Source organism: Morganella psychrotolerans (assembly GCF_001676055.1).
Taxonomy (GTDB): Bacteria; Pseudomonadota; Gammaproteobacteria; order Enterobacterales; family Enterobacteriaceae; genus Morganella; species Morganella psychrotolerans_B.
The window spans coordinates 192,411-213,549 of sequence record NZ_LZEX01000012.1 but is presented as its reverse complement, the minus strand read 5'-3'; the positions used below and the strand labels follow the sequence as shown (position 1 = coordinate 213,549).

The following is a 21,139-nucleotide window of genomic DNA, read 5'->3' as shown; positions in this document are numbered from 1 at the left end:
GTGATTGACCTCTCAGTGGCTTATTTTTTAAGAAAAAAAGAAGTTGCAAAGTACGGACGAGTTCTATAGGTTGAAAGACAAGCAAATTAATAGCACCGTTATCATCATCGTGACAAATAGTATTCATGATGACAACTAAATCAATAGTGAGAGATTACCATGACACGCATTCAGTTCAGCCATCACCACCACCATCATCCTGACTAGTCTTTCAGGCAATTGGTGCTGGGAGACTATGTAAAGTCTTCCGGTGGCATGCGTGCAAAAGAGAACCCCCGGAAGCTTACCTTCCGGGGGTTTTTTTATACCCGGAGAATAATAAAATTAAAGGATAATCAAAATGTTAGATAAATCGCGCTTACGGATAGCCATTCAGAAGTCAGGTCGTTTAAGTGAAGACTCCCGCGAGTTGCTGTCACGCTGCGGCATAAAAATTAATTTACAACAGCAGCGCCTGATCGCTTTTGCCGAAAATATGCCAATCGATATTCTGCGTGTCCGCGATGACGATATCCCCGGGCTGGTGATGGATGGCGTGGTTGATCTCGGCATTATCGGGGAAAACGTACTGGAAGAGGAATTATTAAGCCGTCAGGCTCAGGGACAAAACCCGCGCTATTTCACACTGCGCCGCCTGGACTTCGGCACCTGCCGCCTCTCTCTCGCCGCACCTGTGGATTTTACTTACAGCGGTGTTGAATGCCTTCAGGACAGCCGCATCGCAACCTCTTACCCCTTCCTGCTCAAGCGCTATTTAGATCAGAAAGGCATCCGTTTCAAATCCTGCCTGCTGAACGGCTCTGTGGAAGTTGCCCCGCGCGCCGGGCTGGCTGATGCCATCTGTGACCTGGTCTCCACCGGTGCCACACTCGAAGCGAACGGTCTGCGTGAAGTGGAAGTGATTTACCGCTCCAAAGCCTGCCTTATCCAGCGTGACGGCGAAATGGCGGAAGAGAAACAACAGCTTATCGACAAGATGATGACCCGTATCTGCGGTGTTATCCAGGCGCGTGAGTCCAAATACATCATGATGCACGCCCCGGCAAACCGTCTGGATGATGTGATAGCCCTGCTGCCCGGTGCTGAGCGTCCGACTCTGTTACCGCTCGCCGGCGAGCCGGATCTGCTGGCAATGCACATGGTCAGCAGTGAAACCCTGTTCTGGGAAACCATGGAGAAACTGAAAGCACTCGGGTGCAGCTCCATTCTGGTTCTGCCGATTGAAAAAATGATGGAGTGACACTGATGCCTGCAACTATCTTTAACACCCTGATCCGCTGGGAAGACCTGAATACACAGCAACAGGCGGATGTTCTTCTGCGCCCGGCAATGGCGGCGTCCGCTGATATCAGCCGTGTGGTGACGGATATTATCAGTGATGTGCGCCAACAGGGTGATGCCGCACTGCGTGAACTGAGCGCCCGCTTTGATAAAACGCAGATAACGGAACTGCAAATCAGTGCCGCCGATATCGCCGCTGCCGCAGATCGGTTAACGGATGACCTGAAAATCGCCATGGCGACCGCGAAACGCAATATTACCCGTTTCCATGAAGCACAAATTCCACAGGTTATTGATGTGGAAACCCAGCCCGGCGTCAGTTGCCAGTTAGTTACACGTCCGGTGGACAGTGTCGGGCTGTATATCCCGGGCGGCAGCGCACCGCTTATATCAACGGTACTGATGCTGGCAATACCGGCAAAAATCGCCGGATGCCGCCGGATAATTCTGTGCTCTCCGCCGCCGGTTGCTGATGAAATTTTATATGCCGCGCAGTTATGCGGTGTGGAAACGATTTATCAGGTCGGTGGTGCGCAGGCCATTGCCGCTATGGCGTTCGGAACAGAAAGTATCACGAAAACAGATAAAATTTTCGGACCGGGCAATGCGTATGTCACAGAAGCAAAACGTCAGGTCAGCCAGGCTATCGGCGGCGCGGCTATTGATATGCCGGCAGGCCCTTCAGAAGTGCTGGTGATAGCAGACAGCGGTGCAAACCCGGCATTTGTGGCAGCCGATTTGCTTTCTCAGGCTGAGCATGGTCCGGATTCTCAGGTGGTGCTGGTCACACCGGATGAAACGCTGGCGCTGCGGGTGACAGAAGAAACGAACAAGCAACTGGCATTATTATCACGCAAAGAGATTGCCCGCCAGGCACTCGCCGCCAGCCGGATTATTATTGCCCGCGACCTCGATACCTGTGTGGCGATCAGCAATCAGTATGGTCCGGAGCACTTGATTATCCAGACCCGTGACCCGGATGCCCTGCTTCCTGCTATCGACAGCGCGGGGTCGGTTTTCCTCGGCGACTGGTCGCCGGAATCAGCGGGTGATTACGCCTCCGGCACCAATCACGTGTTACCGACCTACGGTTATACCTCAACCTATTCAAGCCTGGGTCTGGCTGATTTTATGAAACGCATGACAGTGCAGAAATTAACCCCTGCCGGGTTAGCCGGTCTGGCGCACGCCGTTGAAACCCTGGCGGCGGCTGAGTTACTCACCGCACACAAGAACGCCGTGACACTGCGCATGAACGCCCTGCGCTCTGAGGAGAAAAAATAATGAACAAACCATTCAGTGCAATGGATATGGCCCGCGAAAATGTGCAGTTACTGACCCCGTACATGTCGGCGCGTCGTCTGGGCGGCAACGGGGATGTCTGGCTGAACGCCAACGAATATCCTCAGGCGCCCGATTTTACCTTTACTGATCGCAATCTCAACCGCTATCCGGAGTGTCAGCCCGCCGATGTCATTAACCGCTATGCGGCTTATGCAGGGGTTAATCCTGATCAGGTGATAGCCGGGCGCGGTGCCGATGAAAGTATTGAACTGCTGATCCGTGCGTTTTGTGAGCCGGGTCAGGATGCGGTGATGTACTGCCCGCCGACCTACGGCATGTACAGTGTCAGCGCAGAAACCTTTGGTATTCCTCAGAAAATCGTCCCGACACTGGATGGCTGGCAGTTGGATTTAGACAGCATCGCTGCCAATCTGCACGGCGTAAAACTGCTGTATGTCTGTCACCCGAACAACCCGACCGGTAATCCTGTCCGCGAACAGGATCTACGCTATCTGTTTGAAATCGTCAATAACCGGGCACTGATTGTTATTGATGAAGCCTATATTGAGTTCTGTCCGCAGTTCAGTGTCGCGTCATGGCTGAAAGAGTATCCGAACCTGGTTATTCTGCGCACACTCTCCAAAGCCTTTGCACTGGCAGGGCTGCGCTGTGGTTTTACCCTCTCATCACCGGAGATTATTAATGTGCTGATGAAAGTGATCGCACCTTATCCGCTCTCTTCGCCGGTTGCCGCGATTGCAGCGCAGGCACTGCTGCCGGAAGGTATTGAGATGATGCGTGAGCGGGTGGCTGAGATCACCCGCAACCGGCAGATGCTGTGTGATGAGCTGAGAAAGCTGCCGCTGACAAAAACTGTTTTCCCGAGTGAAACCAATTACATCCTCGTACGGTTCCGTGATTGTGAGCGCGTGTTCCGCAGTCTGTGGAATGACGGGATCATTTTGCGTGACCAGCGCAAACAGCGCGGACTGGATGACTGCCTGCGTATTACCATCGGTACCCGTGCCGAATGTCTGCGGGTAATTGCCGCTATCGCCACCCTTGAAATGCCTTAATCTGAGGACGACGGATATCATGACACAGAAAGTCTTATTTATTGATCGCGACGGCACTCTGATCAGCGAACCACCGGTGGATTTTCAGGTAGACCGGCTTGATAAACTGGTTTTTGAGGAAAATGTTATCCCTGCACTGCTGAAACTGAAAGCCGCCGGATACCGCTTTGTGATGGTGACAAACCAGGACGGGCTGGGTACAGAGAGCTTCCCGCAGGCTGATTTCGACGCGCCGCACCAATTGATGATGCAGGTCTTTACCTCACAGGGCATTACCTTTGATGAAGTACTGATTTGTCCGCACAAACCGGCAGATAACTGCAACTGCCGCAAACCGAAAATCACCCTGGTGAAAAACTACCTGCTGCCGGACGTGATCGATCCGCAGAACAGTTATGTCATCGGCGATCGTGAAACCGATATTCAGCTCGCGGAAAATATGGGGATTACCGGTCTGCGTTATGGTCAGCCGGGTATGGACTGGAACAGTATCGCAGAGCAGCTTACACGCCGCGACCGTTACAGCCGCGTGGAGCGCAAAACAAAAGAGACGGATATTGTGACCGAAGTCTGGCTTGATCGTGAAGGCGGCAGCACTATCCGCACCGGTGTGGGTTTCTTTGACCACATGCTGGATCAGATTGCGACTCACGGCGGATTCCGGCTTAATATTCAGGTCAGCGGCGACCTGGTGATTGACGATCACCACTCGGTGGAAGATACCGGGCTGGCGCTCGGTGAAGCACTGAAACTGGCACTCGGTGATAAGCGCGGTATCACCCGTTTCGGATTCACCCTGCCAATGGATGAATGTCTCGCCCGCTGCGCACTGGATATCTCCGGGCGCCCGCACCTTGAATACAAAGCCGATTTTAAATTTCAGCGTGTCGGTGACCTGAGCACAGAGATGATAGAGCACTTCTTCAGCTCACTCTCCTACACTATGGGCTGCACATTACACCTGAAGACCAAAGGGAAAAACGATCACCACCGCGCCGAAAGCCTGTTTAAAGTGTTCGGACGGACACTGCGCCAGGCTATCCGCGTGGAAGGCGATGTCCTGCCGAGCTCGAAAGGAGTGTTGTGATGAACATTGTCATTACCGACACCGGCTGCGCCAATATCGCCTCTGTCCGCTATGCGATTGAGCGCCTGGGCTACAAGCCGGTGGTTACCGCAGACAGTAACCTTATCCGTCAGGCAGACAAAGTGTTTCTGCCGGGCGTCGGAACGGCTGGTGCGGCGATGGAAAATCTGGCTGAGCGCGGGCTTATCAGCACTGTCCGCGCACTGACACAACCGGTGCTCGGTATCTGTTTAGGCATGCAGCTTCTCGCCGCCACCAGCGAAGAAAATAATATTTCCCTGCTCGGATTGATTGATACCCCGGTCAGAAAAATGACCCCGCAGGGTCTGCCGGTGCCGCACATGGGCTGGAACACGGTAGATTTTACTGCTGATTCACCGCTGTTCCGCGATATCGCACCACAGAGTTATTTCTATTTTGTACACAGTTATGCCTGTCCGGTGAGTGACGCCACTATCGCCACCACCACTTACGGCGATACCTTCACCAGTATCCTGCGCCGCGATAACTTTTACGGGGTACAATTTCATCCTGAGCGTTCGGGCAAAACAGGGATCACACTGATTAAAAATTTTCTGGAGATGGATGCCTTATGATCATTCCGGCACTGGATTTAATCGACGGACAAGTCGTGCGCCTTCACCAGGGCGATTATGCAAAGCAGCGCGATTACGGCGCAGATCCGCTCAGCCGTTTACAGGCGTATGAGAATGAGGGTGCGACACTGCTGCACCTTGTGGATTTAACCGGTGCGAAAGACCCGGCAAAACGCCAGATCCCGTTACTGAAAACCCTGCTTGCAGGCGTCAGTGTACCGGTTCAGGTCGGCGGCGGAATTCGTACTGAAGAGGATGTTACCGCACTGTTTGATGCAGGTGCCGCCCGCGTGGTTATCGGCTCCACCGCCATCCGCTCTCCGGCAATGGTTAAAGCCTGGTTTGAGCGCTATGGTGCGGAGCGTATTGTGCTGGCGCTGGATGTGCGCATCAGTGCTGACGGGCAAAAACGTATTGCCATCAGCGGCTGGCAGGAAGATTCACAACAGACACTGGAAGAGGTTATCCGTGATTTTTCCTCTGTCGGTCTGCGTCACGTCTTGTGTACCGATATCTCAAAAGACGGCACCCTTGCAGGCTCCAATGTTGCGCTGTATCAGGAAATCTGCGCGACATTTCCGGATATTGCTTTTCAGGCATCCGGCGGCATCGGCGGACTGAGTGATATCGCGCCGCTGCCTGCAACCGGCGTTGCCGGTGTGATCGTCGGACGCGCTCTGCTCGACGGCAAAATGACTTTACCGGAGGCAATCTCATGCTGGCAAAACGCATAATTCCCTGCCTGGACGTCCGCGACGGACAAGTGGTTAAAGGGGTGCAGTTCCGTAATCACGAAATTATCGGCGATATTGTACCTCTCGCCCGGCGCTATGCGCAGGAAGGTGCGGACGAACTGGTGTTTTATGATATCACCGCCTCATCTGACGGGCGCGTGGTGGATAAAAGCTGGGTCGCCAAAGTAGCGGAAGTGATTGATATTCCGTTCTGTGTGGCAGGCGGGATCCGCAGTACAGAAGATGCTGCAGCTATCCTCAATTTCGGCGCAGACAAAATCTCGGTCAACTCCCCCGCGCTTGCCGATCCGTCACTTATCACACGTCTTGCCGATCGTTTCGGCGTACAGTGTATTGTAGTCGGTATTGATACCTGGCACGATGAAGAAACCGGAAATTATCATGTATATCAGTTTACCGGTGATGAAAAACGCACTGTCGCCACCACATGGAACACGCTTGACTGGGTGAAAGAAGCCCAGAAACGCGGCGCGGGTGAAATCGTTCTGAATATGATGAATCAGGACGGCGTGCGTAACGGTTACGATCTGGTGCAGCTCGCGAAAGTCCGTGAAGTGTGTCAGGTGCCTCTGATAGCCTCCGGCGGCGCCGGTCAGATTGACCATTTCCGTGATGCGTTTTTAAAAACCAATGTGGATGGCGCACTTGCTGCCTCCGTATTCCACAAACAGATTATTAATATCGGCGAACTCAAACGCGAACTCGCCCGTGCCGGTATTGTTGTCAGAACTCAGGAGTTATAAGCCATGCTTACGGAACAGGAAATCGCACAACTCGACTGGCAGAAAACCGGGGATTTAATGCCGGTTATCGTACAACACGCAGTCTCTGGTGATGTGCTGATGCTGGGCTATATGAACCGCGCCGCACTGGATAAAACCCTCAGTGAAAAACGTGTGACATTTTATTCACGCACCAAACAGCGGCTGTGGACCAAAGGTGAATCCTCAGGGAATTACCTCAATCTGGTTGATGTGTTTAAAGACTGTGACAACGACACTCTGCTTGCATTAGTTGATCCCATCGGTCCCACCTGCCATCAGGGCACAAACAGTTGTTTTGCCCCGGCTCAGACAGCACAGGGTTTCCTGTATGAACTGGAATCGGTGATTAAATCACGGAAAACCGCCGACCCGGATAGCTCTTATACGGCAAAACTGTACGCCAGCGGAACAAAACGGATCGCACAAAAAGTGGGTGAGGAAGGCGTGGAAACCGCACTGGCGGCAACCGTCAGAGACAAAACCGAACTGACCAGTGAATCTGCTGACCTTATCTATCACCTGCTGGTGCTGCTCCAGGATGCAGATCTCGATTTACAGACTGTTATTGAAAAACTCAAATCCCGCCACCGGTAATTCAGAACGCCGGACAAATCCTTTTTTGTCCGCTGTTTTTGTTGCCATAACCCTTTATACTGAACAAGAGTATGGCAACAGAGATAACCACTATGATCAACCCTGTTTTTGAGAAACTGACAGCCCGGCTGGATGAAAACCACGCCCGCTACCGTGTGGTTCAGCATGCATCCGCCGGGAAAACCGAAGAGGTTGCCAAAGTCCGCGGAACTCACCACGGACAAGGTGCAAAAGCCCTTGTGTGTCATGTCAAAGGAAACGGATTGCGTCAGTATGTTCTTGCCATTCTGCCGTCTGATCAACAGGCAGATTTACAGGCACTGGCAAAAAAAATCGGCGGCACCCGCGCCTCTCTCGCCAGTCCGAAAGAGACGACGGAGCTGACACACTGTGTTTTTGGTGCTATTCCGCCGTTCAGTTTTCATCCCGCTCTGCGTCTGGTTGCTGACCCGATGCTGTTTGAACGTTTCAGTGAGCTGGCGTTTAATGCCGGCAGCCTTGAATGCTCTGTCATTTTAAATACTCAGGATTATCAGCGGATTGCTGATCCTGATATTATGTCGTTTGTCCGTCGTGAACTGTAATTTTTGCTCAGGGAGGCGCTTATGCAGGATGAACTTTTAGACACCATTTACTATGTATTGTTACTTAGTTTACTTATCTATCTGTCGCGCCACCGCTGGCGCCGGTGGTTTAAAACACAGAAATTCCGTCCGCGTTTTGTCAGTTCGCCTGAAGAAGATGAGCAATCACTGCGCCAGCAGCTGAGCGCACCTTATCTGAACGGTAGTCAGTTTCATAAAACAGATCACTTTTTTGCAGTCAGCGCTCTGCTGCGCGAAGTGCTGATGCACTATGAAGAGCAACAGATCCGCCTTGATGGCGCGCTTTTTTCCCGTGAAGATACCTATAATTTCACCTGCCTCGGTACCCCGCTGCCTGAGCCGCTGACCGCCACACTGGCGGAGCGTCTGGCGCTGCGCGATGATTATCAGTACACCGGCAGTGAGCGGATGAACCGCTACTGCCTGACCTCTCCGGCAGGAAAACCGCTGAACCACCAGATTGGTTTGTGGATTGATATGATGCAATCCCTGCTGGATACTGAGCTGGTGCTGCTTCTGGAAGAGAATAACCAACAGGACAGAGACTGCCCGGCAATGCAACTCAGTACTGAACAAATCCATCACTGGCTTGATGAGGTCAATGACACTATGGTTCAGGTTGCCTCACGTGTATTACAGGCCCGTATTCACAGTACCTTTGAATCGTAAATAATGCCTGTTTTTCCGTTGCACCTGCGGGTGCAACTTTCACTGCGTGACTTTGCGCACCTGCGTTTCTGACGGTGACAAAATGTCGCCGTCCTCAGTCAGCAGTGCCACCGGCAGAACCGGTTTGCCGGTCTGTTTGTCAATCAGCACAGAGTGCGGTTCATCTTCCCGGAACAAATTATCTTCCCCCCACTGACGCAACGCCACAATCACCGTAAAAAGATGCTCACCTTTATCCGTCAGAACATATTCCTGATAGGCCGTACCGTCTGAGGCCGGTTTCATTGCCAGAATACCTGCATCGGTCAGTTTTTTCAGACGATCAGACAAGATATTGCGGGCAACCCCCAGGTTTTGCTGAAAGTCTTTAAACCGGCAGATACCATCAAACGTATCGCGGATAATCAGCAATGACCAGCGGTCACCTATCAGATTAAGTGTTCTGGCGACCGGGCAATATTCGGGAGCAACGGTTGTCATAGTTCGTCCTGTTATCAGTGGCTGAATAATCTGGTTGCATTTTAAAACCAGATTGATTAGGCTGCAACCAGTTTCATTTTAAAACTGGTTACTTACCCTATGGACATAACAGCCTGCTCAAATTCGTCGTCCCGCCTCTCTGCATCACTCACGCGGCTGTTTGCCGTTGCCGCCGGCCTGAGTGTTGCCAATGTGTATTATGCCCAGCCTCTGCTGGATATTTTATCGCGGGATTTTTCCGTCAGTCCGGCGGCAATCGGTGGTGTGATCACTGCCACGCAGCTCGGGTGTGCAGCGGCACTGTTATTTGTTGTTCCGCTGGGAGACAAACTTAACCGCCGTTTTTTAATGCAGATCCAGTTTGCCGGATTACTTGCCGCACTCTTGGTGGTAGGGCTGGCGCAATCCGCATTTATGCTGCTTGCCGGTATGCTGGCAACCGGACTGGCAGGAACCGCCATGACGCAGGGATTAATCGCTTATGCCGCAAGTGCGGCAGCGCCCGGCGAACAGGGGCGGGTTGTCGGGACAACACAGGGCGGTGTTTTTATCGGTTTATTACTGGCGCGCGTTTTTTCAGGCGGTGTCAGTGATATTGCGGGCTGGCGGGCTGTTTATATACTCCCGGCGATTGTGATGGTACTGATCGCCATTCCGCTTTTCCGGCGGTTGCCGGATGTGCCGCAATCCGCAGAAAAACTGAGCTATCCGCAACTGGTTGCATCCCTGTTCACACTGCTGCTGCGCGAAAAAGTATTGCAGATAAGAGGTATGCTGGCTTTTCTGATGTTTGCCTCATTCAGTATTTTCTGGAGTGCGCTGGTGTTACCACTGAGCGCTCCGCCTTATCAGCTTTCACATACCCTCACCGGGGCATTCGGACTTGCCGGTGTCGCTGGTGCGCTGATCGCCGCCCGGGCAGGAAAATGGGCTGATCAGGGATATGCCGGACGAACAAGTGCATATGCGCTGATCATCATGCTGCTTTCCTGGTGGCCGCTCTCGATGCCCGGTCATTCACTGATCGCACTTATCATCGGGATAATTTTGCTTGATGCGGGAGGTCAGGCAATGCATGTGACAAATCAGAGTCTGATTTTCCGCGCCCGCAGTGATGCACCCGCCAGGTTAACCGGCGCGTATATGCTGTTTTATGCCACCGGCAGTGGTCTGGGGGCAATCAGTGCCACCATGACATACAGCGCTGCCGGCTGGACGGGGATCTGCCTGCTGGGAGCAGGGGTAAGCAGTATTGCTCTGCTGTTCTGGTGGTTTACGCGCAATATTATCCGCTGATTCTTTTTAATCATATAAAAAACACCGCCGGGGCGGTGTTTTTTATGATTAACTAACTGAATAATAGCTTATTCATTATATCCCTGCTCACCTGCCAGGGTAATTTTTACCCGGCTGATGCGGTGATTCTGAATATCCAGCGGCTCAAATATGCAATCATCGATTTTAATCTGCTCGCCCACTTTCGGCAGGCGTTGCAGATGCTCCATCAGCAATCCGGCAACTGTTTCGTATTCACGTTTTTCATCCAGCGTCAGCGGCACATAGTTGATTAAATCTTCCAGCGGCATAAAGCCGTTGGTAATCCAGCTGTTATCATCCATACACTGAATATCATGGCGCGCATCATTCTCGACACCATTTACCGGCAGATTTCCGGCAATGGTTTCCATCACATCCGTTAAGGTAACCACCCCTTCAACATACCCGAACTCATCCACCACAAAGGCAAAGTGAGTTTGCGCCTGGCGGAACTGCTCCAGTGCTTTGAGCAATGAGAGTTGTTCCGGGAAGATAAGCGGCTGTTTCAGCAATGCACGTAAATCCAGGTGGTCCTGATGCAGACGCTGATGCAGTAAATCAATTACATGCACCACACCCAGCAGTTCGTCATCTTCATTTGTGCCTTTAATCACGACACGGGTGTGCGGATTTTTTGTCAGCAGCTCCGAGATTTCGTCTGTCGTCGCATCAATACTCAGCATCTCGACATCATGACGCGACGTCATAATACTGTTGATATTGCGCTGAGACAGCCCCAGAACACGGACAATCATCTGGCGCTCTTCCGGGTCAAAAATTTCCTGATTATCTGAGATAAGATCGGCGGTGCGGTTATCCAGTTCAGGTGATCCGCGCTTGCCGCTCAGAATACGTAAAACAGCTTCTGCCGTGCGCTGACGCAGAGAGTGTTTACCCCGCAGGTATTTGCGGCGGTTAAACATGGATACCTGATTGAGCATTTCAATCATGATAGAGAAACCAATCGCGGCATAAAGGTAGCCTTTCGGAATATGATAACCGAAACCTTCCGCCACCAGGCTGAAACCTATCATCAGTAAGAAACTGAGGCACAGAATAACAATAGTCGGGTGCTCATTGACAAAACGGGTCAGCGGACGGCTGCCCCAGATCATCAGCAGCATCGCAATAATTACGGCAGTTACCATTACGCCGATATGATCCACCATCCCGACCGCCGTAATCACGGAGTCGAGTGAGAAGACCGCATCCAGCACGATAATTTGTGCGACTACTGCCCAGAATTTTGAGGTTTTTCGCTGCTGACCATCATTATGATCCTCGCCCTCAAGCCGCTCATTGAGTTCCATTGTGGCTTTAAAGAGGAGGAATATCCCGCCAACCAGCATGATCAGATCACGCGCACTGAACGGATGCCCGAACATCGTAAACATCGGTTTGGTCAGTGTGATAAGCCAGGAGAGGCAGAACAACAGAATAACACGCATGACTAATGCGCACAGAAGACCCGTTATGCGGGCTTTGTCGCGTTGCGCAGGAGGAAGTTTATCCGCAAGAATGGCAATGAAAACGAGGTTATCGATGCCAAGAACAATTTCGAGTACGATTAATGTAGCCAGGCCGGCCCAAATCGACGGATCAGCGATCCATTCCATACAGTTGGTTTTACCTTTTAGTCACACAGCTTATGCTGCAAACGAATAATGCGGATTGTCAGCTGAAATAGCAACAGAAAATTCCCTGCTTTCCCTCTGTTCCGGGTGTGCGCTTTTGGCGTTATCGTTTGCATCAATCGCTACCACGCTGCTGCCACATGCGCTAAACTGTGATGCAATTAACACTCAGCTAACGAATCACTGAAAAATCCTGAAGGAGTCTTCATGTCCAAACAACAAATTGGTGTTGTCGGTATGGCCGTCATGGGCCGTAATCTCGCACTGAATATCGAAAGCCGCGGTTACTCTGTTTCCGTCTTCAACCGCTCTTCAGATAAAACCGATGAAGTGATTGCTGAAAACCCGGGGAAAAAACTGGTTCCCAACTACAGCATTGAAGAGTTTGTTGACTCCCTCGAAAAACCCCGCCGTATTTTACTGATGGTCAAAGCCGGTGAAGCGACGGATAAAACTATCGCCTCTCTCACCCCGCACCTTGATAAAGGCGATATTCTGATCGACGGTGGTAATACCTTCTTTCAGGACACTATCCGCCGTAATAAAGAGTTGTCTGCACAGGGCTTTAATTTTATCGGTACCGGCGTTTCCGGTGGCGAGGAAGGCGCGCTGAAAGGCCCTTCTATTATGCCGGGCGGACAAAAAGAAGCCTATGAACTGGTCGCACCGATTCTGAAACAGATTGCCGCACAGGTTGATGGTGAGCCGTGTGTGACCTATATCGGTGCAAACGGTGCGGGCCATTATGTGAAAATGGTCCATAACGGCATCGAATACGGCGATATGCAGCTTATTGCAGAAGCCTATTCAGTCATGAAAAATGCGCTGGGGATCAGTAATGATGAACTGGCAGCGGCGTTCACTGAGTGGAATAAAGGCGAACTGAGCAGCTACCTGATTGAAATCACCGCTGATATCTTCCGTAAAAAAGATGAAGACGGCAACTACCTGGTTGATGTGATCCTCGATGAAGCCGCCAATAAAGGCACCGGTAAATGGACCAGCCAGAGCGCGCTGGATCTGGGTGTTCCGCTGACACTTATTACTGAATCTGTTTTTGCCCGCTATATCTCTTTCCTGAAAGACCAGCGTGTTGCGGCATCGAAAGTGCTGAAAGGACCAAAAACAGCGGCATTCAGCGGTGATAAAGGCGAATTTATTGAGAAAGTACGCCGCGCACTGTATCTGGGTAAAATCGTGTCTTATGCACAGGGCTTTTCACAACTGCGTGTGGCATCAGATGAATATGACTGGGATCTGAACTACGGCGAAATTGCAAAAATCTTCCGTGCAGGGTGCATCATCCGCGCGCAGTTCCTGCAAAAAATCACTGATGCGTATGCTGAAAACCCGGCACTGGCTAATTTACTGCTGGCACCTTACTTCACACAGATTGCTGACGAGTACCAGCAGGCACTGCGTGATGTTGTCTGCTACGGCGTTCAGCACGGGATCCCGACGCCGACCTTCTCTGCCGCTATCGCGTATTATGACAGCTACCGCAGCGCAGTACTGCCGGCAAATCTTATCCAGGCACAGCGCGACTATTTCGGCGCACATACCTATAAGCGCACGGATAAAGATGGCGTGTTCCACACAGAATGGTTAGATAATAACTGATATTGTCAGTTCTCTTTCCGGCAAACCGCGCAGGCCTGAAACTTGCGCGGTTTTTTATTGATGCTGTTTTATTGTACTGACTTACCCGTTAAGAATTGTGAGCAATAAGAGAGAAAAAAAGATCTGCGGCAAGAAGAGAGTGAAATGGTTGATTTTGGTCACATTAATCGGTGTGGTAAATCGCTATGGTGATCAGACGATTAATTACAGAAGCAGGTGATGATATGGATTATTGGTTTGTGTCGTACAAAGTGCGTGCCCGTAACGGAGATACCTTGCAGGGGCATCAGATCACAGAAACTGCCGCAGGTGTTTCTCCCCTCGTTGCTTTAGAAGAAGCTACTCAGAAAATTGCTGATGAGTCACAGGCTGACCTGCGCTCAGTACGCGTTCTTGCCTTCAACCGCGTGTAATTAACAGTTATTCGTTATAAAAACCTCGTGAAAACGAGGTTTTTTTCTTTCTGAACTGCAACTCTTTCTGTACTGCCACACTTCCATACCGCCACTTATACCGCCACTCTTTCAATATTGACATAATCCCCGGTCACTAACCGGCCGAGTGCGGTTTTCAGCAACGTATCGGTAAAGAGATAAAAACCGACATGGCTGTTATCAATCGCGGCGACAGTCAGGCAACAGCCGTTATAAGACACGGAATCGCCGATGATTAAACCGGGCAGTAAATCCTCCGGAAACTGAACAATATGAATCAGATGATCATTGTTTTCTTCAATTTTTAAAATCAGCGCGGTGCCCGCTACAACTCCGGTAAATATCTTATCCAAAGCCAACCTCATAATCCGTATTGATAAAAAAAAGCCGCACGGGATAACCCTGCGCGGCTTTTGATGCTTACAGTACGACCGGTACCATTAATTCAGTCGCGATAATCACAACCAGCAAGCCGACCAGCACCGGAACGGAGGTGCGTTTGACGACTTCAAACGGTGAAATTTTCGCCATACCGGCAACCGCGACCACCACACCGGAAACCGGTGACATGGTACGGCCCAGGTTTGATGCCTGAAGCATCGGGATAACCAGGTACGCCGGGTTAATCCCCATTTGCTGTGCCAGACGCGGGATAAGCTCGACAAACGCATAGAATGGCGCATTACCAGAGCCGGTGGTCATTGCCGCCAGCATGGTAATAATCACCAGTGCAATCATCATGATGATCGCCCCGGAGCCAAAGGATTGCGCAAGATCGATAAGGCCGGAGATAAAACCGACTGTGCTCAGACCCTGGGCAAATACGCCTGCCGCAACCAACAGCATAACAACCGTGGCAAACGCGTCAGCCATACCGCGATAGCAGACATCCAGCCCGGCATAGACTTTCTTGCCGTCAAATCCGCGCACAAATTCAATAATGGCGGAAAGAATAATACAGCCGACAATAATCGTGACGATGTGTAACTCAGGCAGAACGATGCCCTTTAAGAAATCCATGCCGAAATAAGATCCGAATGGTTTTCCGTCAAACAACAGCACGCCGATAATCGGCAGGAACGGCAGAATGGCATAGAATTTCGGCGCATTTGTCGTGATTTCTTTCACATCGAGGATTTCAGATTTGATATCTTCTTTGCGATCGAGATAGCGCTGCCAGAAAAAGTGAGCAATCGCCATCGCAATAATGGCCACAATGGAGATAGGCAGAGTCAGACTGAACGCAAACTCTTTCAGCGCAATATTCGACGCTTCAGCCGCAATCACCACGTCACCGGATGTCGGTGCGAGAATAATCGCTGCCGGAGAAGCACAGATAGCAGCTGCCGCACCACGGCTGATACCGACGTTAACCATCACCGGGAACAGTGTTGCCATCAGTAACACGCCAAGACCGGTTGCAGATGACACCGCAAGTGACATCAGGCAGGCAATGAAATAGGCCACGATCATCAGGATATAAGGTGAATTCACCACCTGAAGCGGTTTGGACACCAGTTTGATAACCACATCGTTCGCGCCGATGTGAGTCATATAGGCGGCAAAACCACACAGCACCATAATCATCATACCGAGGTCGCCGCCACGGTTCATGAGCAGGTACTTAACGTATTCGATGATGTTTGTCGGGCCCCAGCCGGTTGTGGCAGCGGCGGCCGGCAGAATATTTTTGCCCATCAGGACACTCACGATCAGAAGCAGTAAACCCCCGACCATTAATACCCCTGTAGCTGAATACCCCTTAATAATATAGCGCCCGACGCCGACGGCGACGGCTGCACCAATGAGAAGATCTAACATTTATACTCCTGTCTGCATGTTTTTATTTATAAGAATAATTAAAGCACTCTGCCGAAAGTCAGAGACAGATTAAATGATGTACATCAATAAACAGGTGTTATTGCGTACACTATTTATACCCTTATTCATTCAAACTGCAGGTTCGTTGGCTGCGGGAAGCCAGCCGGGTCACATACTAATGTATGCTCTCCGTCTGACTTCCCTTGCCGCCTGCCTGCACCCTGAATGACGTTGGGTATACACCGCCCGGCTGTCAACATGAAAAAAGCAGTGACAATATAATTTATCGTCACTGCTCTGTTTTTATAAATTAACCGGAAATTTATAACCGGTTAATTAAAGACTCTACCGCATTAAGCTCTTTACCGGTTTTGTCATTAATGAGTCCCCCGATAGCCTGCTTGGCCCGCTGTTGTAACTGATTACGCAACAGCGTTTCAACCTCAAATTTATATTGCAGATTTTCCCAACTGCCAAACAATACAACCGGAATGCGGATAGATTGCAGCCAGGTCACAAAGTCGTTGGATTTTCCCCAGCCTTTTAATATCTGAACGCCGAGGTTTATATTCAGGTTCTGTTTTACCAGATTTGTCCGTCCGCTGCCGGTAATATTAAAGGCATCCGACACGGCAAGAATTTTACTGATTTTCACTTCACCGTTATTCAGCGTACCAATCACATCCAGCTTTTTCGCCTCGGTCAGGGCATCCATGGATTCCGGTGAACTGACTTTATCTGTTGTCTGGGAAAGTGACTGCTGAATAAGATACGGAATATTCAGCCCGAGCATTTTGACATCCACAATACTCAGCGCCACATCACCACGCCAGGCATTTAAAATAGCATCCTGGTCATAGCCGGTTCCGCGCAGATCGCCGTCAAAACTCAGACGTCCGGTAAATTTCTCCGGCATTTTAAACGCTGTCAGCATCGGGCGGACATCAATATTTTGCAGCAACGGTTTAATCCGTACCTTTGCCGGCGCTGTTTCAGAATAGATAGTCATCGGCAGAGAGAAACGTCCGCCGAACACATTGCCGGTCATTTTTGAAATTTCAGTCACGCTGCCGAGATTTTCAGCTTTCACTGTCAGCTGGCTTATCTCCATTCCCTGATAAATCAGTGAATCCACATTCAGCGCCAGTGTGGCATTGAAATAATTCATGATAGTCAGGTCATATTTATTCAGTGAATCACTGCCATTGGTGACAATCGCCGGCCTGGTTGCCACCGGGGCTGTTTTGTTCTCACCGTTTTCCGCTCCCGTCACCGCGCGTTCATAGCCCAGCAGGTTATCCAGATTCAGTTTTGGTGATGTCAGCTGGACATCATAACGGGGAGTATCACCCAGCGCGGCTTCAATCGTTCCGCTCAGCTGGCTTTCATTGGCGCTCAGTTTCAGGCTTTCCAGGATAAGTGACTGCGGTGCCTGGCCCACGGCTTCATGCCAGGTAAAGGCTGTCGTGCCATTGCCGTTAATACCGTTGGCATACAGACCCGCACCGGAAAGGCGATAATTCAGGCGGTTAATATTACCGCTGACCTGTACCGGGTACTGTGAGATATCAATATCAGAGCTGAGACTGAAAGAGAGTTCCTGCTGATTACGCAGAATATTGCTGCTGAGCGCCACAACATAACGTTCCGGCGTATTGCGTTCCAGAGAGAAATTAATATCACGCATATTAATTTGTGCGCCGTCATCTGTCTGCCAGACCAGTAAACTGTTGGCTATGCGGATGCGATCCACATCAAATGACCATTTATTTTCCTTCGACACCGCCACAGGTCTGGCTTTCTGATTGCCCGGCGCTATCGGTTCACTTTTTTGTACTCTGGACTCAGTTTCAGGCAGGATTTTCAGCAGTGCGCCATCGAGCATGACTTCTTTAACAGATAACTGATGGGAGAGAAGCGGCCACAATTCCACGTCCAGGCGCATATTGTCTGCGGTAACAACCGGTTCAGCGGCGTCCGGTGCGGTTAATGACATTTTGCCGGTGATGATGCTCAGTTTAGGCCAGACATGCCAGCGCATATCATCCTTCATCACCAGTTCGTAACCGGTATCTTCCTTTACCTTGTTAACGATATAATCGCGGAAGTCATTCGGGTTCACCATCAGGATTAACGTCGCCAGGCCCGCCGCTATCACGACAAGCAGAATAATCAGCGTGGTGAATAATCGTTTCATAATCCCTGCACCTTCCCCATTCTATGTTGAACCCGCAGACGGACATCTGCCGCCCGTCATTTAATCTTCGCTGATACGGCTGCCGACAGCTCCCTGCTGATTTTTGTACTTTGCATCCTGACGACGGTTATAAGGTCTGTCAGCAGAGCCGGATAACGGCTCAAAACTCAGCGCACCTATCACCATCCCCGGGCGCAGTGCCAGTGGCAGCTTACCCGAGTTATAAAATTCCAGCACGATTTGCCCGTGCCAGCCGGGATCGATCCGGTGTGCGGTCACATGCACCATCAGACCAAGACGCGCCAGGGATGAACGACCATCCAGCCAGCCCACCATGTTATCAGGCAGAGTGATTGATTCCAGCGTTGATGACAGCGCCAGCTCACCCGGATGCAGATAAAACACCTGGTCTTCTGACAGGTTAATCTCATCACTCATGACACTTTCCAGCGCGGCATTAACCTCATCTTTCGGGCCGCTGAGATCAATATACGCCGCGGTATGCCCCTGAAAAACACGGAATTGACTGCCGAGACGGACATCGGCGGTTGCCCCGTTTATCCGCTCAACCGGCGGGCGGGGAGAAATCACCAGTCTGCCGTCATCAAGCCACTGAATAATATCACGGTCACAGAGTCGCATGGTTCTATCCTCATAAAACACAGCGCTTATCCGCAGATAAGCGGGGATTAATTCGTTGCCGGCGGCTTACTCGCAGAACTGGCTTATTTTTGCTTTCAGAATATCAATGGCCACGCGGTTTTTACCGCCTCTCGGGACTATGATATCAGCATATTGTTTCGTTGGTTCAATAAATTGCAGGTACATCGGACGAACCGTTTTATTGTACTGTGCAATCACGGAGTCCAGTGTGCGCCCGCGTTCATTCACATCACGGCGGATACGGCGCATCAGGCAAATATCCAGTGGTGTATCAACGAAAATAGAGAAGTCCATCTGTTCGCGCAGTCGCTTGTCTGTCAGCAGAAGAATACCTTCCAGGATAATAACCCGTTTAGGGCGGAAAACGACAGATTCGGATTTACGGGTATGCTCGGCGTAATCATATTGAGGCAACTGAATATTTTCACCTGATTTCAGTGTTTTCAGGTGCTGTAACAGCAGTTCGTGATCCATGGAACCCGGATGGTCATAATTGACCTTAATACGCTCTTCCATCGATACATTGCTTTGATCTTTGTAATAGCAGTCTTCCGGAATAACCCCGATGTTATGATCACCCACCTGGGCGCGTAATTCATGGTAAAGCGTGTTGGCAATCAGACTTTTTCCTGACGCTGATGCGCCGGTGATGCCTATAATAATGCACTGTTGCTGTGCTGTCTCAGCCATAATAGAAATAACCCGGTTTGAAAATAATAGAAGAGAAAACTGAAACGGTTTGCTGCGCCACCCTTTGTTGCTGTTTATCCGGCCGTGAGTAACAAAACGTGTCTGCCGGCGTTGAATTATAGGGATTTACCGGTACAGATACCAGCAGAATCAGGCATCCGGGCTAATTATTTCGGAGTACACCGCGAGATAGCAGACAGAAAAAAGACCCGTACAAAAAAGTACCGGTCTTTGATTTCAGGATCCGTTGACCGTCCGGGTTTGCGGACGGATAAACGCGATACAGTTACACTGCGCGGAATGCTATTTCAGTCGGGATTTTATCCCCTTCCCAGAACATTTCAGCGGTCAGATTCACAGCAATTTCGCGGTAAATATCAGCAAATTCGCCCTGCGGATCGCGCATCACGGTCGGCTGACCACGGTCGAGATCTTCACGCAGCGAAATATGCAGCGGGATCTGTCCCAGCAATTTGGTGTGATAGCGCTCAGCAAGACGTTCTGCCCCGCCGGTTCCGAAGATAGGCTCTACATGACCGCAATTACTGCAGATGTGCGCACTCATGTTTTCCACAATACCCATCACCGGCACGTTCACTTTTTTGAACATCACGATGCCTTTCATGGCATCCACCAGCGCGATATCCTGCGGCGTTGTCACCACAATTGCACCCGTAACCGGGATGTTCTGCGAGAGTGTCAGCTGAATGTCACCGGTTCCCGGCGGCATATCGATAACCAGGTAATCCAGATCAGGCCACAGTGTATCCTGTAACATCTGCATCAGAGCTTTGCTCGCCATCGGACCACGCCAGACCATCGCATTATCATCTGTGACCAGATAACCGATAGAGTTTGAAGCCAGACCATACGCCATAACCGGCGACATGTGCTGTCCGTCCGGTGAGGCCGGACGCTCTGCTGTGGTGCCCAGCATGTTCGGAACGGACGGACCATAAATATCCGCATCCAGAATCCCGACTTTTGCGCCTTCTTCTATCAGCGCCAGAGCCAGGTTCACCGCAGTGCTGGACTTGCCGACACCGCCTTTACCGGAACTGACCGCCAGGATATTACGGACACCATTAATGCCCGGCAAATCATTGGCACGGCGCAGTGTCGCGATATCGTGGCGCAGTCTCCAGTCTACCGCTGACGCGCCGGTAACCTGACGTAATTCTTTGGTTTTTGCTTCAATCAATGCTTCAAACGGACGCTTCCAGACAAACGGCATCACCAGCTCAACATGCAGGACACCATCAAGCATGGCGCAGTGATGCAGTGCTTTGATGGCAACCAGGTTGCGTTTAAGTGTCGGATGCTCAAATGTCGCCAGTACCTGTGCGACCTGTTCGTTCAGCAGTTCAGGGTTGGTATCCCCGGGGGATTTCGCATTCATCCCGGCTCCTTAGATTTATTGTTTTTTATACCTGTATCGTCGCTCATGATAGCAGATGACGAATGATTAATTTAGTGATTCTGCGCAAACCTGCACAAAACAAAACCCCTGTAAAGACTAAGGTTATCACCTGATGCTCAGGATCCGGGAGTCCGGTTTAAAACACCGGATAA

22 protein-coding genes and 1 other annotated feature are annotated in these 21,139 nt (G+C 50.8%); of the genes, 14 read left to right on the top strand and 8 right to left on the bottom strand.

Annotated elements, in window-relative coordinates:
• Window positions 1-159: 159 nt before the first annotated feature.
• The 11 genes from hisL (at window position 160) to AYY17_RS09455 (ending at window position 8,711) form a co-directional block, all read left to right on the top strand.
• Window positions 160-207, top strand: a complete 48-nt coding sequence (gene hisL / locus AYY17_RS21535; protein WP_101495319.1) for a his operon leader peptide — start codon at window positions 160-162, stop codon at window positions 205-207.
• Window positions 183-306: a sequence feature (His leader region), on the top strand. (Overlaps the previous gene by 25 nt.)
• 34 nt (window positions 307-340) lie before the next feature.
• Window positions 341-1,240 (top strand): ATP phosphoribosyltransferase, encoded by a 900-nt coding sequence (gene hisG / locus AYY17_RS09500; protein ID WP_067423247.1) that lies wholly within the window; start codon window positions 341-343, stop codon window positions 1,238-1,240.
• Window positions 1,241-1,245: 5 nt separating this feature from the next.
• A complete protein-coding gene (gene hisD / locus AYY17_RS09495; RefSeq protein ID WP_067423244.1) occupies window positions 1,246-2,565 on the top strand; it encodes a histidinol dehydrogenase in 1,320 nt (439 codons plus the stop codon).
• Window positions 2,565-3,641 (top strand): histidinol-phosphate transaminase, encoded by a 1,077-nt coding sequence (hisC, locus tag AYY17_RS09490; RefSeq protein WP_067423242.1) that lies wholly within the window; start codon window positions 2,565-2,567, stop codon window positions 3,639-3,641. The genes hisD and hisC overlap by 1 nt, the downstream gene beginning before the upstream one ends.
• Window positions 3,642-3,660: 19 nt before the next feature.
• Window positions 3,661-4,728: a bifunctional histidinol-phosphatase/imidazoleglycerol-phosphate dehydratase HisB gene (gene hisB, locus AYY17_RS09485; protein ID WP_067423240.1), complete on the top strand. Its 1,068-nt coding sequence runs from the start codon at window positions 3,661-3,663 to the stop codon at window positions 4,726-4,728.
• Window positions 4,728-5,324: an imidazole glycerol phosphate synthase subunit HisH gene (gene hisH / locus AYY17_RS09480; protein WP_067423238.1), complete on the top strand. Its 597-nt coding sequence runs from the start codon at window positions 4,728-4,730 to the stop codon at window positions 5,322-5,324. Before hisB ends, hisH begins: the two co-directional genes overlap by 1 nt.
• Complete coding sequence (gene hisA / locus AYY17_RS09475; RefSeq protein ID WP_067423236.1) at window positions 5,321-6,058, top strand: 1-(5-phosphoribosyl)-5-[(5-phosphoribosylamino)methylideneamino]imidazole-4-carboxamide isomerase; 738 nt, start codon at window positions 5,321-5,323, stop codon at window positions 6,056-6,058. The genes hisH and hisA overlap by 4 nt, the downstream gene beginning before the upstream one ends.
• Complete coding sequence (gene hisF, locus AYY17_RS09470) at window positions 6,040-6,822, top strand: imidazole glycerol phosphate synthase subunit HisF (RefSeq protein WP_067423234.1); 783 nt, start codon at window positions 6,040-6,042, stop codon at window positions 6,820-6,822. The genes hisA and hisF overlap by 19 nt, the downstream gene beginning before the upstream one ends.
• A gap of 3 nt (window positions 6,823-6,825) precedes the next feature.
• Window positions 6,826-7,437, top strand: coding sequence for a bifunctional phosphoribosyl-AMP cyclohydrolase/phosphoribosyl-ATP diphosphatase HisIE (hisIE, locus tag AYY17_RS09465; protein WP_067423232.1), 612 nt, complete (start codon window positions 6,826-6,828; stop codon window positions 7,435-7,437).
• A gap of 71 nt (window positions 7,438-7,508) precedes the next feature.
• Window positions 7,509-8,021, top strand: a complete 513-nt coding sequence (locus AYY17_RS09460; RefSeq protein ID WP_328585532.1) for a YbaK/prolyl-tRNA synthetase associated domain-containing protein — start codon at window positions 7,509-7,511, stop codon at window positions 8,019-8,021.
• A gap of 21 nt (window positions 8,022-8,042) precedes the next feature.
• Window positions 8,043-8,711, top strand: coding sequence for a hypothetical protein (locus AYY17_RS09455; protein ID WP_067423230.1), 669 nt, complete (start codon window positions 8,043-8,045; stop codon window positions 8,709-8,711).
• Window positions 8,712-8,750: 39 nt separating this feature from the next.
• On the opposite strand, the gene AYY17_RS09450 is transcribed toward AYY17_RS09455, so the two are convergent.
• Window positions 8,751-9,191 (bottom strand): winged helix-turn-helix transcriptional regulator, encoded by a 441-nt coding sequence (locus AYY17_RS09450; protein WP_067423228.1) that lies wholly within the window; start codon window positions 9,189-9,191, stop codon window positions 8,751-8,753.
• A 99-nt stretch (window positions 9,192-9,290) separates the two neighbouring features.
• On the opposite strand from AYY17_RS09450, the gene AYY17_RS09445 reads away from it, so the two are divergent.
• Complete coding sequence (locus tag AYY17_RS09445; RefSeq protein ID WP_067423227.1) at window positions 9,291-10,487, top strand: MFS transporter; 1,197 nt, start codon at window positions 9,291-9,293, stop codon at window positions 10,485-10,487.
• A 68-nt stretch (window positions 10,488-10,555) separates the two neighbouring features.
• On the opposite strand, the gene AYY17_RS09440 is transcribed toward AYY17_RS09445, so the two are convergent.
• Window positions 10,556-12,124 (bottom strand): TerC family protein, encoded by a 1,569-nt coding sequence (locus AYY17_RS09440; protein WP_067423225.1) that lies wholly within the window; start codon window positions 12,122-12,124, stop codon window positions 10,556-10,558.
• 225 nt (window positions 12,125-12,349) lie between these two features.
• Here AYY17_RS09440 and gndA point away from each other — a divergent pair, with 225 nt between their 5' ends.
• Both gndA and AYY17_RS09430 read left to right on the top strand, forming a co-directional pair.
• Window positions 12,350-13,762 (top strand): NADP-dependent phosphogluconate dehydrogenase, encoded by a 1,413-nt coding sequence (gene gndA / locus AYY17_RS09435; RefSeq protein WP_067423223.1) that lies wholly within the window; start codon window positions 12,350-12,352, stop codon window positions 13,760-13,762.
• 224 nt (window positions 13,763-13,986) lie between these two features.
• Window positions 13,987-14,175, top strand: coding sequence for a hypothetical protein (locus AYY17_RS09430; protein WP_235843795.1), 189 nt, complete (start codon window positions 13,987-13,989; stop codon window positions 14,173-14,175).
• 95 nt (window positions 14,176-14,270) lie between these two features.
• Here AYY17_RS09430 and AYY17_RS09425 read toward each other — a convergent pair whose 3' ends face one another.
• The 6 genes from AYY17_RS09425 to apbC all read right to left on the bottom strand — a co-directional run bounded on the left by AYY17_RS09425 (window position 14,271) and on the right by apbC (window position 20,966).
• Window positions 14,271-14,549, bottom strand: coding sequence for a riboflavin synthase (locus tag AYY17_RS09425; protein WP_067364972.1), 279 nt, complete (start codon window positions 14,547-14,549; stop codon window positions 14,271-14,273).
• A gap of 67 nt (window positions 14,550-14,616) precedes the next feature.
• Entirely contained in the window at window positions 14,617-16,017 is a 1,401-nt protein-coding gene (gene dcuC, locus AYY17_RS09420) for an anaerobic C4-dicarboxylate transporter DcuC (protein ID WP_067405283.1), read from the bottom strand.
• 322 nt (window positions 16,018-16,339) lie between these two features.
• Window positions 16,340-18,214, bottom strand: a complete 1,875-nt coding sequence (gene asmA / locus AYY17_RS09415; protein WP_067423221.1) for an outer membrane assembly protein AsmA — start codon at window positions 18,212-18,214, stop codon at window positions 16,340-16,342.
• 60 nt (window positions 18,215-18,274) lie between these two features.
• Complete coding sequence (gene dcd, locus AYY17_RS09410) at window positions 18,275-18,856, bottom strand: dCTP deaminase (RefSeq protein ID WP_067405289.1); 582 nt, start codon at window positions 18,854-18,856, stop codon at window positions 18,275-18,277.
• Window positions 18,857-18,922: 66 nt separating this feature from the next.
• Window positions 18,923-19,567 (bottom strand): uridine kinase, encoded by a 645-nt coding sequence (gene udk / locus AYY17_RS09405; protein WP_067423220.1) that lies wholly within the window; start codon window positions 19,565-19,567, stop codon window positions 18,923-18,925.
• Between the two features lie 286 nt (window positions 19,568-19,853).
• Window positions 19,854-20,966 (bottom strand): iron-sulfur cluster carrier protein ApbC, encoded by a 1,113-nt coding sequence (gene apbC / locus AYY17_RS09400; protein WP_067423219.1) that lies wholly within the window; start codon window positions 20,964-20,966, stop codon window positions 19,854-19,856.
• Window positions 20,967-21,139 lie beyond the last annotated feature (173 nt).

Bases quoted from the DNA above. Each gene is read 5' to 3' on its own strand.
- dcd (WP_067405289.1), bottom strand. From the start codon at position 18,856: ATGCGACTCTGTGACCGTGATATTATTCAGTGGCTTGATGACGGCAGA.
- gndA (WP_067423223.1), top strand. From the start codon at position 12,350: ATGTCCAAACAACAAATTGGTGTTGTCGGTATGGCCGTCATGGGCCGT.
- hisF (WP_067423234.1), top strand. From the start codon at position 6,040: ATGCTGGCAAAACGCATAATTCCCTGCCTGGACGTCCGCGACGGACAA.
- udk (WP_067423220.1), bottom strand. From the start codon at position 19,567: ATGGCTGAGACAGCACAGCAACAGTGCATTATTATAGGCATCACCGGC.
- AYY17_RS09445 (WP_067423227.1), top strand. From the start codon at position 9,291: ATGGACATAACAGCCTGCTCAAATTCGTCGTCCCGCCTCTCTGCATCA.
- hisIE (WP_067423232.1), top strand. From the start codon at position 6,826: ATGCTTACGGAACAGGAAATCGCACAACTCGACTGGCAGAAAACCGGG.
- hisD (WP_067423244.1), top strand. From the start codon at position 1,246: ATGCCTGCAACTATCTTTAACACCCTGATCCGCTGGGAAGACCTGAAT.
- AYY17_RS09450 (WP_067423228.1), bottom strand. From the start codon at position 9,191: ATGACAACCGTTGCTCCCGAATATTGCCCGGTCGCCAGAACACTTAAT.
- hisG (WP_067423247.1), top strand. From the start codon at position 341: ATGTTAGATAAATCGCGCTTACGGATAGCCATTCAGAAGTCAGGTCGT.
- AYY17_RS09430 (WP_235843795.1), top strand. From the start codon at position 13,987: ATGGATTATTGGTTTGTGTCGTACAAAGTGCGTGCCCGTAACGGAGAT.
- AYY17_RS09455 (WP_067423230.1), top strand. From the start codon at position 8,043: ATGCAGGATGAACTTTTAGACACCATTTACTATGTATTGTTACTTAGT.
- apbC (WP_067423219.1), bottom strand. From the start codon at position 20,966: ATGAATGCGAAATCCCCCGGGGATACCAACCCTGAACTGCTGAACGAA.
- dcuC (WP_067405283.1), bottom strand. From the start codon at position 16,017: ATGTTAGATCTTCTCATTGGTGCAGCCGTCGCCGTCGGCGTCGGGCGC.
- hisC (WP_067423242.1), top strand. From the start codon at position 2,565: ATGAACAAACCATTCAGTGCAATGGATATGGCCCGCGAAAATGTGCAG.
- hisA (WP_067423236.1), top strand. From the start codon at position 5,321: ATGATCATTCCGGCACTGGATTTAATCGACGGACAAGTCGTGCGCCTT.
- asmA (WP_067423221.1), bottom strand. From the start codon at position 18,214: ATGAAACGATTATTCACCACGCTGATTATTCTGCTTGTCGTGATAGCG.
- AYY17_RS09460 (WP_328585532.1), top strand. From the start codon at position 7,509: ATGGCAACAGAGATAACCACTATGATCAACCCTGTTTTTGAGAAACTG.
- hisB (WP_067423240.1), top strand. From the start codon at position 3,661: ATGACACAGAAAGTCTTATTTATTGATCGCGACGGCACTCTGATCAGC.
- AYY17_RS09440 (WP_067423225.1), bottom strand. From the start codon at position 12,124: ATGGAATGGATCGCTGATCCGTCGATTTGGGCCGGCCTGGCTACATTA.
- hisH (WP_067423238.1), top strand. From the start codon at position 4,728: ATGAACATTGTCATTACCGACACCGGCTGCGCCAATATCGCCTCTGTC.